The organism is Gemmata palustris (assembly GCF_017939745.1).
Taxonomy (GTDB): Bacteria; Planctomycetota; Planctomycetia; order Gemmatales; family Gemmataceae; genus Gemmata; species Gemmata palustris.
In genome coordinates this window covers 538,092-553,250 of the sequence record NZ_JAGKQQ010000001.1, presented here as the reverse complement: position 1 = coordinate 553,250, position 15,159 = coordinate 538,092, and the positions used below count along the sequence as shown (strand labels likewise).

General features: G+C 64.5%; 16 protein-coding genes. 7 read left to right on the top strand and 9 right to left on the bottom strand.

The features are described from left to right. The 7 genes from J8F10_RS02255 to J8F10_RS02225 form a co-directional block, all read right to left on the bottom strand. Positions 1–735, bottom strand: a complete 735-nt coding sequence (locus J8F10_RS02255; RefSeq protein ID WP_210652263.1) for an ABC transporter ATP-binding protein — start codon at positions 733–735, stop codon at positions 1–3. Further along, the gene (gene ssuC, locus J8F10_RS02250; RefSeq protein ID WP_315854059.1) at positions 732–1,541 is read right to left on the bottom strand and encodes an aliphatic sulfonate ABC transporter permease SsuC; all 810 of its coding nucleotides are present in this window, start codon (positions 1,539–1,541) and stop codon (positions 732–734) included. The genes J8F10_RS02255 and ssuC overlap by 4 nt, the downstream gene beginning before the upstream one ends. Next, the gene (gene ssuD / locus J8F10_RS02245) at positions 1,538–2,677 is read right to left on the bottom strand and encodes an FMNH2-dependent alkanesulfonate monooxygenase (RefSeq protein WP_210652262.1); all 1,140 of its coding nucleotides are present in this window, start codon (positions 2,675–2,677) and stop codon (positions 1,538–1,540) included. The genes ssuC and ssuD overlap by 4 nt, the downstream gene beginning before the upstream one ends. A 4-nt stretch (positions 2,678–2,681) precedes the next feature. After that, entirely contained in the window at positions 2,682–3,650 is a 969-nt protein-coding gene (locus J8F10_RS02240; protein ID WP_210652261.1) for an aliphatic sulfonate ABC transporter substrate-binding protein, read from the bottom strand. A gap of 26 nt (positions 3,651–3,676) precedes the next feature. Beyond that, a complete protein-coding gene (locus J8F10_RS02235) occupies positions 3,677–4,024 on the bottom strand; it encodes a hypothetical protein (RefSeq protein ID WP_210652260.1) in 348 nt (115 codons plus the stop codon). Positions 4,025–4,494: 470 nt separating this feature from the next. Continuing rightward, positions 4,495–5,397, bottom strand: coding sequence for a DUF1684 domain-containing protein (locus J8F10_RS40190; RefSeq protein ID WP_210652259.1), 903 nt, complete (start codon positions 5,395–5,397; stop codon positions 4,495–4,497). Beyond that, complete coding sequence (locus J8F10_RS02225) at positions 5,367–6,830, bottom strand: sulfatase-like hydrolase/transferase (protein WP_210652258.1); 1,464 nt, start codon at positions 6,828–6,830, stop codon at positions 5,367–5,369. The genes J8F10_RS40190 and J8F10_RS02225 overlap by 31 nt, the downstream gene beginning before the upstream one ends. 751 nt (positions 6,831–7,581) lie before the next feature. Between J8F10_RS02225 and J8F10_RS02220 the strand changes: the two genes are divergently transcribed. Next, on the top strand, positions 7,582–8,568 hold the full coding sequence (locus tag J8F10_RS02220; protein WP_210661714.1) for a DUF1559 family PulG-like putative transporter: 987 nt from the start codon (positions 7,582–7,584) through the stop codon (positions 8,566–8,568). Positions 8,569–8,719: 151 nt separating this feature from the next. Next, positions 8,720–9,232, top strand: a complete 513-nt coding sequence (locus J8F10_RS02215; RefSeq protein ID WP_210652257.1) for a hypothetical protein — start codon at positions 8,720–8,722, stop codon at positions 9,230–9,232. Between the two features lie 30 nt (positions 9,233–9,262). Here J8F10_RS02215 and J8F10_RS02210 read toward each other — a convergent pair whose 3' ends face one another. Further along, positions 9,263–9,532, bottom strand: coding sequence for a hypothetical protein (locus J8F10_RS02210; RefSeq protein ID WP_210652256.1), 270 nt, complete (start codon positions 9,530–9,532; stop codon positions 9,263–9,265). 348 nt (positions 9,533–9,880) lie between these two features. Here J8F10_RS02210 and J8F10_RS02205 point away from each other — a divergent pair, with 348 nt between their 5' ends. The 5 genes from J8F10_RS02205 to J8F10_RS02185 all read left to right on the top strand — a co-directional run bounded on the left by J8F10_RS02205 (position 9,881) and on the right by J8F10_RS02185 (position 14,519). Beyond that, a complete protein-coding gene (locus J8F10_RS02205; protein WP_210652255.1) occupies positions 9,881–10,693 on the top strand; it encodes an MBL fold metallo-hydrolase in 813 nt (270 codons plus the stop codon). Then, on the top strand, positions 10,693–10,995 hold the full coding sequence (locus J8F10_RS02200) for a thioredoxin family protein (RefSeq protein ID WP_210652254.1): 303 nt from the start codon (positions 10,693–10,695) through the stop codon (positions 10,993–10,995). The genes J8F10_RS02205 and J8F10_RS02200 overlap by 1 nt, the downstream gene beginning before the upstream one ends. A 138-nt stretch (positions 10,996–11,133) precedes the next feature. Continuing rightward, a complete protein-coding gene (locus J8F10_RS02195; RefSeq protein WP_210652253.1) occupies positions 11,134–11,655 on the top strand; it encodes a DUF1877 family protein in 522 nt (173 codons plus the stop codon). Positions 11,656–11,826: 171 nt separating this feature from the next. Further along, entirely contained in the window at positions 11,827–12,363 is a 537-nt protein-coding gene (locus tag J8F10_RS02190; protein WP_210652252.1) for a GlcG/HbpS family heme-binding protein, read from the top strand. Between the two features lie 275 nt (positions 12,364–12,638). Next, a complete protein-coding gene (locus tag J8F10_RS02185) occupies positions 12,639–14,519 on the top strand; it encodes a CotH kinase family protein (RefSeq protein WP_246522798.1) in 1,881 nt (626 codons plus the stop codon). Positions 14,520–14,619: 100 nt separating this feature from the next. On the opposite strand, the gene J8F10_RS02180 is transcribed toward J8F10_RS02185, so the two are convergent. Further along, complete coding sequence (locus J8F10_RS02180) at positions 14,620–15,036, bottom strand: response regulator (protein WP_210652250.1); 417 nt, start codon at positions 15,034–15,036, stop codon at positions 14,620–14,622. Between the last annotated feature and the right edge of the window lie 123 nt (positions 15,037–15,159).

Below are 15,159 nucleotides of genomic sequence, written 5' to 3'. Positions count from 1 at the left end.
TCACTCCCGGTCGGTCGAAGGGGTCATTACGGCGTCGAGGATCGTGCGCACGAGCGGGCCGAACGCGGGGGCGTCCCGGCGGCGCGGGCGCGGCAACGGGACCGGCCACTCCCCGGCGACGCGCCCGGCCGCGACCCGCACGACCCGGTCCGCGAGCGTCACGGCCTCGTCCACGTCGTGGGTAATGAGCACGGTCGTGAACCGGTCCGCGAGCCACAGGTCCTCAATGAGTCGCTGCATCTCGATGCGGGTGAGCGCGTCGAGGCTGCCGAGCGGTTCGTCAAGTAGGAGTAATCGCGGGTCGCCGGCGAGTGCCCGGGCCAGGGCGACGCGCTGCCGCTGGCCGCCGGATAGGACCGCTGGCCAGTCTGCCACGCGGTCCGCCAGCCCGACCCGGGCGAGCATTTCGTTCCCACGGTCGCGAGTGCCCGCCGGGAGCCCGAGGGCCACGTTCGGCCCGACCCGGAGCCAGGGCAACAACCGGCCGTCCTGGAACACCACCCGTGCCGCCGGGCACAGCCCCGCCAGTGGGGCGCCGTCGACGCGGACTTCGCCGCCATCGGGTCGGTCCAGTCCGGCGAGTAAACGGAGGAGCGTGCTCTTCCCGCTCCCGCTGCGGCCGACGACCGCAACGAACTCGCCCGGCGCGACGCGCAGGTCGAACCCGCTCAGCACGACGTTCGTACCGAACGCTCGGCGCGCCCCCACGACTTCCACGGCGACACCGGTGCTCACGCCGCACCTCCTGTCGGATCGTCCGGGAGCGCGGCCGTAGCGGTCGTTTGGGTGTGCGCCGGGTGCCACGGGAGCAGCCACCGTTCCAGTCCTCGAGCCGCGAGGTCCGCGAGCCTCCCCAACAGCGCGTACAGCAGAATGCTGAGCACCACGACATCGGTAAGCAGGAACTCGCGCGCGTTCATCGCCATGTACCCGATCCCGCTGTTCGCCGCGATCGTTTCCGCCACGATCAGCGTGAGCCACATAACGCCCAGCGCGTACCGAACGCCGACGAGGACCGACGGCAGCGCCCCGGGCAGCAGCACGCGGCGGAACAGTCCCCACCGGCCGAGCCCGTACACGCGGCCCATCTCGACCAACCCCGGATCGACGGACCGGATTCCGTGGTACGTATTCAGGTAGACCGGGAACAGAACGCCGAGCGCGACGAGGAACACCTTTCCGCCCTCGCCGATACCGAACCACAGGATCACCAGCGGCACGAGCGCGAGGTGCGGGATCGTGCGCAGCATCTGCACCGAACTGTCGAGCACAACCTCCGCGACCCGCGACGCGCCGGTGAACAGGCCCAGCACGAACCCGATCAGCCCCCCGACCACGAAACCGGTCGCAGCGCGCTGGGTGCTGACCGCGAGGTGCCGCGCCAGTTCGCCCGATTCCGCCAGTCGCACTAGGGCGCGCAGAACCTCGGCGGGCGTGGGCATGATGCGGCGCGTGAACCAGCCCGCGTCGCCGGCCAACTGCCACAGCGCGAGCAGCGCCAGCGGAAGCGCCCACGGGACCAGTGTGCGGAGCGCCCTCACGTCCGGCTCCCGTCGGTGCCCAGGAGCGCGCCGTTGGCGACGACCTCGCCGATAATCGCCACACTCTTTCGGGGCAGCTCGGTGCGGCGCAAGGGGAGCAACGGGAACACGAGTTCGGCGAACCGGTACGCTTCTTCGAGGTGCGGGTACCCGGACAGAATGAACGTGTCGATCCCGAGCGCGGCGTACTCGCGCATGAGCGCGGCGACCGCGGGCGGGTCACCGACCATCGCGGTTCCGGCCCCGCCGCGGACCAACCCGACGCCGGCCCACAGATCGGGCCGCAGCCACAGCGATTCGCGGACGCCATTGTGCAGCTCGCGCATCCGCTTCTGGCCCTCGGAGTCGTAGTTCGCCAGCGACCGCTGCGCGGCTCGTACCGTCGCCGGGTCGATGTGGCTGATGAGCTCCTCTGCGCCCCGGCGCGCGTCGGCGGCGCGCTCGCGAACGATGACGTGCAACCGGATGCCGAACCGCACGCTCCGCCCCTCCGCGGCCGCGAGGGCGCGCACGCGGGCGATCTTCTCGGCCACCTGCTCCGGTGGTTCACCCCAGGTCAGGTACACGTCGACGTGCCGCGCGGCGACGCGCAGGGCCGCATCGGACGAGCCCCCGAAGTACACCGGAATGTGCGGCTCCTGCACCGCGGGCATGAGGATCTTCCCGCCCGTGATGCGCAGGTGCCGGCCCTCGAAATTGACCGTTTCGCGCCGGCTCAACCCGCGCCAGACGGTGAGGAACTCGTCGGTCTGGTCGTACCGCTCGTCGTGCGCCAGGTGCAGCCCGTCGCCGCGCAACTCCTCCGGTTCGCCGCCGGTGACGACGTTGACGGACACGCGGCCGTTCGTGAGCCGGTCGAAGGTCGCGGCCATGCGGTACGCGAGTGTCGGGCTCACCAGTCCCGGGCGCACCGCGACGAGAAACTTCATGCGCGTCGTCAGCGAGGACAGGGCCGCGGCCGTCACCCATGCGTCCTCGCAGCCCCTCCCCGTGGGCAGGAGCGCCCCGGCGTAGCCGAGGTGATCGACGGCCCGCGCGACCTGAGCGAAGTACTCGAACGTCGCGGGCCGGGCGCCGACGGTGGTGCCGAGGTAGCGCCCGTCGCCGTGTGTCGGGATGAACCAGAACACGTCCACGCCGTCACTCCTTCGCCCCAATTGGGGTACGCGCCACCGCGTCCCGCACATCGATCCGGTGCGGCAGCAACCCGAGTTCGACGTACCGGTCGGCGATCGCTTGCTGTTCCGCAACCAGTGCATCAGTGATCGGGCCGGTGTCGTACCGGTTGCGCCGGCCCTCGGCCCGCTCGATGGCGCCGATAGCGATTCCCGTTTGGTCCGCGAGCAGCCGGTTCACCTCGCCCGGGCGCTCCTTGGCCCACTCCTTGACCCGCGTCAGTTCGGCGAGAAACGTGCGGACGACTTCGGGCCGCTCCCCGGCGAACGCCTTCGACGCGAAGTAGAACTCGCGCCCGGTGACGTACCCGCGGCCGTCGGCGATCCGGTGCGCCCCTCCCCCCACTTCCGCGGCGGCGAGGTACGGGTCCCAAGCGCTCCACGCATCGATGCTCCCGCCCTCGAGCGCGGTGCGGGCGTCGGCGGGTGCGAGGTACACCGGGGTGACGTCGCTTACCTCCAGACCGTTCTTCTCCAGCACGCGCACCACCAGCGTATGCGCGCTCGATCCCTTCACGAACCCGATCCGCTTGCCCTTCAGGTCGCGCGGGTCGTGGAGCGCGGAGTCGTTGCGGACGACGATTGCCGAACTTTCCGGGCTGGGGGACGAGGCGGCAATGTACGCGAAGGGCACCCCGGCCGCTTGTGCGAACAGTGGGGGCGAGTCGCCCGCGTGACCGAGATCGAGGCTCCCGGCGTTGAGGGCTTCCAACAGCGGCGGCCCGGCCGGGAACTCGACCCACTCCACGCGCAACCCGTGCTCGCGTGCCTTCGGTTCCAACCCGCCCGACGCCTTCAGCAGCGAGTACGTGCCCCATTTCTGGTAACCGATGCGCAGCACGTCGCCGCGCCCGGCACCTTCGGACGACCCACACCCCACCGGGAGGGCCGCGAGAACGCCCCCCACTAACAACGCGCATACGCGGCCGATCATTGGTGTCCTTCGGGAGTGTCAGCGAGTCAGGAGTCCGGCGTCGAGAACGAACTGCGCCCCGGTAACGAAGCGTGCCCCGTCGCCGGGTTCTCGCCCCCCTCGATCAGCCACCGGCGGAAGAACGTGGAGCAGATGAGGCAGTCGGTTTGGGCAGAAATCGCGAACGCGAACAGTGTGGTCGCACGCTTGCTGAGGAACGCGACCACCTCCGCGTGCAGATCGTACCACCGCATCAGTGCGAACAGCGCGGGGGGCGAGTGCGCCAGCGTCCGCTTCATGTTCGTGGCGCGACCGTGGTTAGCGATTTGTTCGTCGAGCAATTCGCGCGAGCGGGGGCCGGCGTCTTCGACTTGGAGCGGGGGAACACGTGCCAAGTCCGGTCTCCTGATCGCACGAGCGCGAACCCGACGGGGTAGTCGGCGCGATCACCGACTTGCTTTTTAATGCGCGGATCGTGCGGAATCGGGCACTTAATTCACAAATCCGATGAACATAATGAACTATTTCGCTAGCCGATGTCAATAGACCATTGGTAAGGAGTTTCGACGTGATCCCACTCCGTCACCTCGAACCTTTGGACTGCCGATGCGAAATTTGACTCCGGCGCGTTGGAACGTACCGGGGCTGTGCCAATGAGACTTTCGGTGCTCAGCGGCTGGCGGCGTTTCGCCGGCCGTTGGTCACACTTGCGGGAGGAGACCGTCCAGGACACCGTCAGCGACCGGGCGCGGGCACGAGTGGTCCGCGGCAATCAACAAACCCAGAAGCTCGGTGGGATCAGGTGCATCGGCTCGGGAACACCGCGTGTGACGGTTAAGGTTTGCTGCGAACGTGGCGACCGCTCCTAGCGCGGCTTGAGGTACTTCTCGCCGCCCTCGATTCGCACGTTCAGGACGTTTTGTTTCGGGGGCAGCGGACAGGTCGTGAACTCGGAAAACGCACAGGGCGGATTGTACGCCTTGTTGAAGTCCAAGGTAAACGTCTCGTTGTCCTGCGGTCGCGTGGCGACGTCGAGGAAGCGAGCCGGTTTGTAAGTGGTGTCACCGGCTGTGTCGTCTCGAAAAACGAAAAACAGCCCCTCGCCCTCCTGGATCGCGTCCAGCTTGTAAACCTGACCCTTGAGTTTGAACTCCGCGTACCCGGGGCACGGCTGTTTAGACACCTCATCGATCACGTTCACGATCGACAGCGTTTTGCCCTCGGGGTACGGCACGAACTTGGCTTCAACCTTATACGTCTCATCGGGCGCGTACCAAACACACCCGGCGAAGTTTTTACGCACCGGAGACTCGTTGTCGGCCAGGCGCAGGACGTACTTCCCGTTCCGTTCGATGACGTGCATGCTGAGCCGCTCGAGCCCGACCCAGTCGCGCTTGTCGGTGACCGTCCCGAGTGACCGCTCGCCCTGAAATGGCTTACCGCCGCTCACCATCGAGACCCCGTCCGCCAGTTTCAGTGTGACCTTCTTGGCCTCGAGATCGGCGCGCACAGTTCCCAGTCGGGCCGGACCGGTCCCTTCGAGTGCAGCCGGGAAAACGATGTCATTGTCTTTCCCGGCGCCGAACGTGTTCGCCCCGTCCTTGAGCGGGTAGCGACCGGCGAGGGTCAGCCAACCGTTATCGGCACGCAGTTTCTCCTCACGAATCGCTTGCCACTTCCGGATCTCGTCCGCGTATGACGTCTTTTCCGCTGGCTTGGGTGCGACCGCGCCACCCTTCACCTCACCGGAATGTTCTTCTCGTTCCACGCCTTCCAGTCGGCGGTCAGGCGGGTGACCACGTCCGGGTGTTTCGCGGCCAGGTCGCGCTCCTCGGCAACGTCCGTCGAGAGGTCGAAGAGTTGTACGGCCTCCCCGCGCTCGGGCAGTACCAGCTTCCAGTCGCCCGATCGGATGGCCCAGAGCTGATTGAGCCGCCAGTAGAGGGTGCGCCCCTTCGGAGCGCCGGCCGCCTCGCCCCGTAGCACCGGCAACAGATTCACGCCGTCCAGTTGCTTGCCCTTCGGTGCGTCGAGCCCCGCGGCCCCGAGCAGGGTCGGGAACGCATCGAGGCTCGAAACGGTGGCATCGACGACCTGCTTCGCGGCGATCTTCCCCTTCCAACTGATGACCGAGGGAACGCGGATGCCGCCCTCCCAGAGCGAGAACTTCGCGCCGCTGAGCGGGGCGTTGCTTGCGGCGATGTCGTCGATCGGGCCGCCGTTGTCGTTGATGAAGTAAACGACTGTGTCCTCCTCGAGACCGAGTGCTCGCACCTTGGCGAGGACAGTGCCGACCGCGTCGTCGAGAGCCGAGGTGGTCGCCGCGTATGCCTTGCGCTTGCCCTCGAGTTTGGGGAACCGGTCGAGGTACTTCTTCGTCGGTTGGAGCGGGGAGTGACTGGCGTTGAACGCGAGATACAAGAAGAACGGGGCGCTGCGCGAACGGTCGATGAATGTGACCGCTTCGCGGGCGAGCGCCTCGGTCACGTACTCCTTCTCCTCGACCTCGACGTGCGGCTTGTCGGACGTGCCGCGGACCAGTTTGCCCGGCGCGGCCCCGATGATGCCCGTGGTGCCTCCCTCCGAACCCTTTGGCGCGGGCGCCAAGTCTTTCGGCGGGTTCTTGGCGAGTGCATCACGCTCCTTTCGGGTCTTCTCGAACACCATCCGGGCGGACGCCTCGACCGGCCCGGGAACGTAGCTGTGCATGGCCCCGTAGAACCCAAAGAACTCGTCGAACCCGCGCTTCCACGGGCGGTACTCGGGGCCGGAGCCGAGGTGCCATTTACCAAGCGCGGCCGTTTTGTAGCCCCCGACCTTAAGCGCGTCGGCCAGCGTCGCCTCTTTCAGGTTCAGCCCGTTGTTCGGACCGGGGTTACCGTCGTAGCTGTGCCGTTGCTGGTAGCAGCCGGATATAAGCGCGGCACGGGTCGCCCCGCAAATCGGGCCGGTGACGTAGGCGTTGGTGAACCGGGCGCCGCTCGCCGCGAGGGCGTCCAGGTTCGGTGTGGGGATGTCCTTGCCCCCTTGAAACCCCAGGTCGCCGTAGCCGAGATCGTCGGTAACGATGAGCACGATGTTCGGTCGCCGCGGGACTTTTGAACCGTCCTTTTTCGGATCGGGCTGTGCCGAGACCGCCCCGCAACTGACCCAGGCAGCAACGCATACACAAACGAGGCGAAACGTCAGTCCCGTTTTCATAGACTCTCTCGCCGGCCGATGTTGAGAAGTTGAAGAAGTCCCACAAACTCGTCACTTGCGAGACCGTTGCGGGAAGAGCCCGTGTGCGGACGGTCGGGGCTTTACGTCCCGGAATTTGATCTCGGTTCCGTTCGGCCGCCCGAACCGCTACGACTCGAACTCCGCCTCTCAACTCAGAGTTCCGTCGGAGCGGCCGGGGGCCGAACCACGGTGTTTAATGTGACTAGAGGAATCGATTTAGTCAACATTACTCCGGATTGAAGACATGAAAATGGGTGCTCCGCGAAGCCACTTTGTCACGTCACAGTTTTGGGGAATGTGGTTGAGGTGCTCGCTCCGTGTCGCAACACGAATTGTTTCGGCACGAGTTGACGGAGTCGATCCACAGATCTGCTCTTTTGGCTGACAATGCTCTTGGCATTTCCGCAAGAAAGACGAGTATGTTAATCAGACTCGTAATTAACCTATTTCTAGTGCTGTGATATCCGACGATCTTGTATTGGAAACGCCGACTCGCAACAGCACCGGCGTTAGAAGTGAAATTGTTAGATGCGCTACTGGAAATAATTGGCACTGATCGAAACCTCTTCCGCTTGGTGGCCGGTGCTCCTCCCGGTCCGCGCAACTCTCTCTTCACAACGGTCCCATTCGCCGTACTCGTTGGGCGAATGCGAGAACCGATTCTCGATCCGCGCGATTCACCCCGGTCGTAACCGCGGGCGAGCGATCGCGCCTGTGTCAGGAGCCAGCCATGCGCGTCCCATTTGTCCGGCCCCGCCGGGCCTTCACACTGATCGAACTGCTGGTGGTGATTGCGATCATCGCGATCCTCATCGGGTTGCTGCTCCCAGCCGTGCAAAAGGTCCGCGAGGCCGCGGCCCGGATGAGTTGCACGAACAACTCGAAGCAACTCGGCCTCGCGATGCACAACTACCACGACGCGAACCAGCGGTTCCCCAGCCGTTACGACTACCAGTACTCCTACACCGCGGCCCCGTACTCCTACTCGTACTCGGGGAACGGGAACTGGATCAGCCAGATCAAGGCGTACTTCGAGCAGGACAAGGCGGCGTACAACAATTCGCTCAAGATGATCCAGTGCCCGTCGCACCCGCTGGCCGGACAGCAGTACAGCGACAACTCCTACGGGCTCGCGTTCTACGTCTCCGTGTACGAGAACAGTGCGTCGCTCAACCCCACCGGCTCCAACACCGGCACGGGCGGGAGCTACGTCTACAACTACAGCTACCCCAACGACACGAGCGTGATCGCGACCACGACGTACAACTACACGTACACCCCGTCCCCGTACTCCATCACGCTCAAATACGGTTCCGGCATCCCCATCACCGGGGTCACGGACGGGACGAGCAACACGCTAGCTCTCGGCGAGCGCGGCCCCGCCCCGGACAAGTATTGGGGCTGGTGGACGCTCTCGGGCCGCGACACCAGTTCCCCGGTCCGCGCGACGACCAACTTCTACCCCTACCAGACCGGGTACACGGCCGGCCCGGAGTGCGTGCCCCCGACGCTTCCGGCTCCCGCGTCCCTAACGAACTTTTGCCAGTTCGCCACGCTCAACAGCTCTCACACGGGCGGGAGCAACTTCGTGTTCGCCGACGGGCACGTGGCGTTCCTCACCTTTGCCGCGGGCAACACGCTCATCGCGGACGGCACAAAAACGGTGCTCGAGGCACTGGCGTCCCGGGCCTCGGGCGAACTCGCTACGGGCAACTGAACGGTGCTCGCGTTGGAGGCTTATTTCTTGGGGCACCGAACCGCGAGCCGACAAGAGTACCGTACCGGTACACCTCACACACCGCGTCCCAACTATTTGTGGTTGGGACGTTTCTATCACTCGTCCCGCACTCAACCAACTAGCGGAAATAATGAGCACGCCTGTTCAATCGGTGGTCCAAACGATGCGCCGGGGCGCGCCCCTCGCGCTCGCGCTGGGAGCCGCCCTCCTCACCGGATGCAACGGTGAACCGACCGGTGAGGTCTCCGGGACCGTGACCGTAAAAGGGAAGGCCCCACAAGTCCCCGGGCTCGCGATCACATTCATGTCGACCACGGGGAAGGTCGTGTCGACCGGGGTTGCCCCAGACGGGACTTACAGCGTCACGGGGGTACCGAGCGGCCCCGTCAAAGTGGGATTCGCCATTTCTGGGGCTGGGGACGAGGCTGCAGCCAAGGCCGGGAAACCCTCCAGGGACGACGATCCCTCGAAAGCCGATCCGAAAGCGCTACACGCGCGTGAAAAAGCGCACATCGGTTCGCTGCGAGGAGGTACCTCGCCCCACGCGCCTTTCCCCGAACGGTTCCTCGATCCGCTCAAGTCGGGGCTGTCCACAACGGTGAACGCCGGAGAAAAGAGCACCTTTAACGTGGACATCAAATAGGGGCGCGTCGACGCACCGCCCGCGGCCCGATCACGCGGCCTCGGCGCGGCAGTCCATTGAATCGCGTTCGATGTACGAAGCGAGTTCGCGGTAGATGTCGCCGTTCAGAACCTCTTCGAGCCGGGCGAGGGTCCGGGCGACTGTTCCCCCGTCCAGCGCCCGGTGATCGTAGACGATGCGCACGGGCACCCGGCCGTCGGGACCGATGACGCCGTAGTTCAACGTCGCGGTCAGGGGCGAGAGCGGGTGAAGGGATTCGGCCCCGAGAGCGGAGTACACACTCACCCCGAACGTGCCCATGAACCGCACACGTTGGTCAGGATCTCGATCACGCGGTCCCCGTCCCGGCCAGGTGGGTTTCGGCCTCCTTCTCGGACGGGTTGCTGGGGAGCGAGCAAGGAGCAATTAAGAGCGGCCAATGCCCGTTCGAGCGCCCACATCTCACAGCAGTGCGCCGGTTCTTGGCGGTTCTGCCTTTTCGTCCCCTTTGACCACCCCGCCTACAATAATCGCTCTGAAATCGCCCGTCGGGATCACCACGGAGCATTCATGCCGCACCGACACACCCGCCGAACCTTCCTCAAACACTCGACCGCCGCCAGTGTCGCTCTCGGGCTGGCCGGTTCAACCGCTGCCGGAGCGCCTCTCATGAAGCACTTCATTTGCGTCACGTGCGGGATGCAGTACGCGCCCACCGAGAAGGAGCCGGATGCGTGCCCGATCTGCCAGGACGAGCGCCAGTACGTGGGCCACGGCGGGCAGAAGTGGACCACCCTCGACGAGTACAAGAAAACGCACAAGAACGTATTCGCTGAAGAAGAAACGGACCTGCACACCATCCACCCGCAGCCAAAGGCCGGGATCGGGCAGCGTGCGTTCCTCGTTCGCACCAAAGAGGGGAACGTACTCTGGGACTGCGTTCCCCCGCTCGATGACGCGACCGTCACGGCCATAAAGAAACTCGGCGGGCTAGCCGCCATCGCGGTCTCGCACCCGCACTACTACACGACGATGGTCGAATGGAGCCACGCGTTCGGAAAAGTTCCGGTCCACATTCACAAACTGGACGCGAAGTGGGTGCTCCGCCCGGACGACGTGGTGAAGTTCTGGGACGGCGACACGAAGTCGCTCCTGGGCGGACTAACTCTGGTGAAAACGGGCGGGCACTTCGACGGGTTCCAGGTGCTCCACTGGCCCGCCGGCGCGGAGGGTAAAGGCGTGCTTTTGTCCGGCGATCAGCCGTATGTGTGCCAGGACCGGCGCTGGGTCAGTTTCATGTGGAGCTACCCGAACATGATCCCTCTCGGCCCGGCGCCCATCAAACGAGTAGTCAAGAGCCTCAAGCCGTTCGCGTTCGAGCGCCTGTACGGGGCGTTCCCCGAGCAAGTCGTGAAGAGCGATGCGAAGGGCGCGGTGGAGCGGTCCGCGGACCGCTACCTGAAAATGATCGGAGGTGCGTAATGCTGCTCGAAGAGTTCAACTTCAAGCGCGAAGTGCTTGAAGATCCGGGTCCGGTTCTGGTGGACTTCTGGGCCGCGTGGTGCGGGCCGTGTCGGACCATGAACCCGGTCCTGGCCGGGATCGCACGCGACTACAAAGTCTGCAAGGTGAACACCGAGACGAACCCGCGACTGGCCGCCAAGTTCCAAGTTTCGGCGATCCCGTTGTTGCTGATCTTCCGCGACGGGCAGGTAGTTCGCCGGTACGAGGGCGTGACCGATCAAGCGACCCTGCGGGCCGATCTCGCGGCCCTGAGTAAATAGCTCCAGCTCCCTTTGGCGGGAATAGTGGTGCCACAATCCGGCCTGATCCACTGTTGTGACTGGGCCGGATTGTGGTTATTGTGACCGGCATCCAAACGATACGGGTAGCTTGGTCCAATACAAGTAAGCAGGTGCGGTGTGGCATGTCGCGGATACTACACAGCGTTACTACCCCAAGAAGCCTCGACGCTCGTGAAATTGACGGATGTTGACAGTCGGCTAGAGTTCCTCGACTCTTTGTATGCCTCGGCCGACGCGGACCATCGTATTCAGTCCGTCGATAAATCGTGGGACGCCATGCACCGCTGTTTGTGCGACGGCTGGTTGGATGCGGAACACGGCGATGAAACGAAGCGCGCTTGCGTGCTCGGAGCGCGACAGCTTTCGGACCGACCCGACTGGATTATTTCCTACGTCGAGCCGCGTCTTGCCAAGCGAGTTGTTGCGGCCATCGACGGCTTGACGCGGGACTGGTTCAAAGAGCAATATTTCTCACTGGATCGAAACCCGCCGGGGGTCGGCGTGCATCGATACGAGATGTACCTCGTCGATACTGAAATCGACTTTGACTACACCTGGGAGTATTTTGTTCAAGTCCGAGACTTCTATCAACGAACCGTGAACCGGGATCTCGCGATAGTGTTTCAGGTTGACCAGTAATTGGAGCACGGCCAGCACTACCACTTCTCCAGTGGCAGGCGCGTTTGGGCTAGCCAACCTGCCAAACCCGTCCGCGTGCGCCGCAACTCGGCGCACGCGGGCGATCGCGATCACTCCTACAACAGCTCTCGTGGCGCGAAGTTCGCGCATTCCCGTAAATGGAGAACCGTCGTGTCCCTCTCCCGAATCGTGCTCGTTCTGGTTGGTTCGCTGATAGCCTCTCCCCTTGTCGTGGCCCAAGAGAAGAAGGCTCCGCTGGTCACGCGCGAGCGCGTTCAGTTGAACCTCGCGGGAGCTGAAACGGCTCTGGAAGGTGCCAAGAAGAAGGCCGCGGCAATGGGCCTGAAGTCCAACATTGCCGTCGTCGATGACGGTGGGCACCTGCTGGCGTTCGCCCGAATGGACGGAGCGCGCCCGGCGAGCGGGTCCACGGCACTTACCAAAGCGGTCTCGGCCGCGACCTTTCGCCAGGAGACAGGAACGCTGCCTGCAAAGGGCGAACCGGACGCGCTCCTGAGCTTGAGTATCCAGAACGCGGCAACCGCGAGCGGCGGCAAGATCACAACGTTAAAGGGCGGGGTGCCGATCATAGTGGACGGCCAAGTGATTGGCGCGATCGGCATTGGCGGTGGAAGCGGCGAACAGGACGCCGAAGTTGCAAGGGCTGGTGTTGAGGCGCTGCTCGAAGCCCTGAAAGGGAAGAAATAGTTCGCGTTAATCCAGTCAGGCACTCACTTTCCGACTCCGCGCCCCGCGGGCACCAAACAGCGGGGCGCCGCAGACCGATACACCCCTCCAGCTCTCGCCAGGGTCCGATACGAGAACCACAAGCCGGACGAACTCACGTCGTTTTCAGCCTTTTTTGCGCGCTGCACGCGCCGCGCAACGGTATCTATGAAGATTGAGAGAAGTTCCAGTTATCGTCAGGTGAATCAGCCTGACGTCACGAGCGCGATCAAATCCGTCCGACAACGGGAGAAGCGATGGGTAACGGCTCTCGGTTCGGTTTCCATTCGTGGTGGTTCGCGAGCGCGATGGGGTTGGCCCTCGCTTCTGCTGGTACGCCGACTGTTGCGGCCGAACCGGAGAAGAAATTGGGCGCCTTCGAGCCGGGTCGGGTGTGGGACGTCCACATCACGATCTCGGCCGAGGAGTTCGCCGCGATGCAGCCCCGCGGGGGGCGCGGGTTCCCGGGGTTCGGCCCCGGCCCCGGTCCCACTCCGAAAACCCCGGAGAAGCCCGCCGATCCGAACCGAGAGGTTCACCGGAATAACTTCGGCGTCGATTTGCCGTGGGCCACGGGTACGGTGACGATCGGCACCGAGACGTTCAAGGACGTCGGCATCCGGTACAAGGGGAACGGCACCATCGGGGACGCATCCCGCACCATCAAGAAGTCGTTCAAGGTCGATCTCGACCACTTCGGCGGAAGCGGGCGGTTCCACGGGTCGAAGACGATCAACCTCCACTGCGGGGTCGCGGACCCGTCCAAGCTCCGGGAATCGCTCGGCTACTCGCTCTACCGCACGGCCGGGGTACCCGCCCCGCGTACCGCGTTCGCGGAGGTGCGACTGACGGTTCCGGGCAAGTACGACAAGGAACTGCTCGGGTTCTACACCGCGACCGAACCGGTGGACAAGTTGTTTCTGCGTAACAATTTCGGCACCGACGCGGGGCTCTTGCTGAAGCCGGAAGGCGTGCGCGAACTCACGGACATGGGCGACGAGTGGGAGCGGTACAAGAAGCCGTTCGCCCCGAAGCGCGACGCGACCGCGGACGAGGCCAAGCGCGTGATCGGGTTCGCCCGGCTGGTGCAAAAGGCCGACGACGCCACGTTCCGCAAGGAGATCGACTCGTACCTCGATACCGATGCGTACCTGCGGTTCCTGGCCGCGACCGCGTTCGTGGCCAACTCGGACGGGTTCTTCACGCTCGGGCACAACTACTACATCTACCTGCACCCGAAGACCGGCAAGTTCCACTTCTTCCCCTGGGATCTCGATCGCGCGTTCGCCAACTTCATGATCCTCGGCACCGCGGAACAGCAGATGGACCTGAGCCTGATGCACCCCTACGCGGGCACGCACCGGCTGACCGAGCGCCTGCTCGCGGTCCCGGGAACGGCCGAGAAGTACCAGAAACTGCTCAAGGAACTGGAAGTCAAGTGCTTCGATAAACAGCGCTTGATGAAGGAGCTGGAGACCGCGGAGGCGGCCACGAAGGAACTGATCGCGCGCGACGACAAGGCGGCTCAGGCGCGCAAAGAAGCCGCGCCGACCGGATTCGGCTTCGGCAAACCGCCGGGCCTCAAGACGTTCATCGAGAAGCGCACGACGTCGGTCGCGTCGCAGGTCGCGGGCGCGTCCAAGGGACACGTCCCGACGGGCGGCGGGTTCGGCGGGCCGCCACCGAAGATGGGCGACATCATGGCCGGGCCGCTGATGGGTGCCCTGGATGCCGACACGGATGGAAAACTGTCCCGGGACGAGTGGGTCTCGACCGCGAAGAAAATCTTCGCCGCGTGCGAAAAGGACAAGGACGGGTTGGTCGATCAGAAGGCGCTCACCGCGGGACTCAACGGAATGTTCCCGAAGCCGCCCGAGGGTTCGCCCCCTCCGGGCGGGTTCTCGCTCGGGAACTTTATGGCCGGACCGATCCTGTCCCGCGCGGACGCGAACAAGGACAGCAAGCTGACGTCGGAGGAGTTGGTTGGCGCAGCGGGCAAATTGTTCGACACGTTCGACAAGAAGAAGACCGGTAAGCTCGAAGAGTCGGCGTTCTCGGAACTGCTCACGGACCTGTTCCCAGCCCCCAAGTTCGGCCCCCCGCCCGGTCCACCGGGTAAGGACGGCAAGAAGCCGTGATTTGCTCGGGGCGTTCGGGGCGCGGATGACGGCCCGAACGCCCCTCTCGTTGTGAATGCACTTTCACCGCGTAATGCTTGCCCCGGATGAATGAACGCACTCACCCGGTCTTGCGGCTCAACTGCTCCTCACTCAACTGCCCGACCAACTTCGCGAGTTCGACCGGATCGGCCGGCTTCAACAAGAACGCGGATGCACCTGCGGCCGTGGCCGCACGACGAACGCTTTCTGCAGTGTGCGCGGTGACCACGACGACGGCCGGCGGATTGGGCAGCCGGAGCACCCGGCGAATAAGCGCGCAGCCGTCCTGATCGGGCAGATCTAGATCGACCACCAGTACCGACGGGCGGGTTTCGGACGTCGCCTTCAATGCGGCTTCCGCGGTCCGGGCTTCACGTGCATCGAATCCGTTCAGACGCAGGACCGCGGTAAGAACAACGGAATCGTCCGCGTCGCCCTCCGCGACCAATACACGCGCCCCACCGAGCGGACGGTGAACGAGGTCCGTTGCAGTCATGGGCACCTCCAACAATCAAGATCCGTGTGCGGCGAGTATACTGCTCAGGAAGCAGAATCTCAATCGGTGACGCTATTACTGGCACCCAAATTCCAAAGTGCGCGCAAATCGCGCAGGCAACGA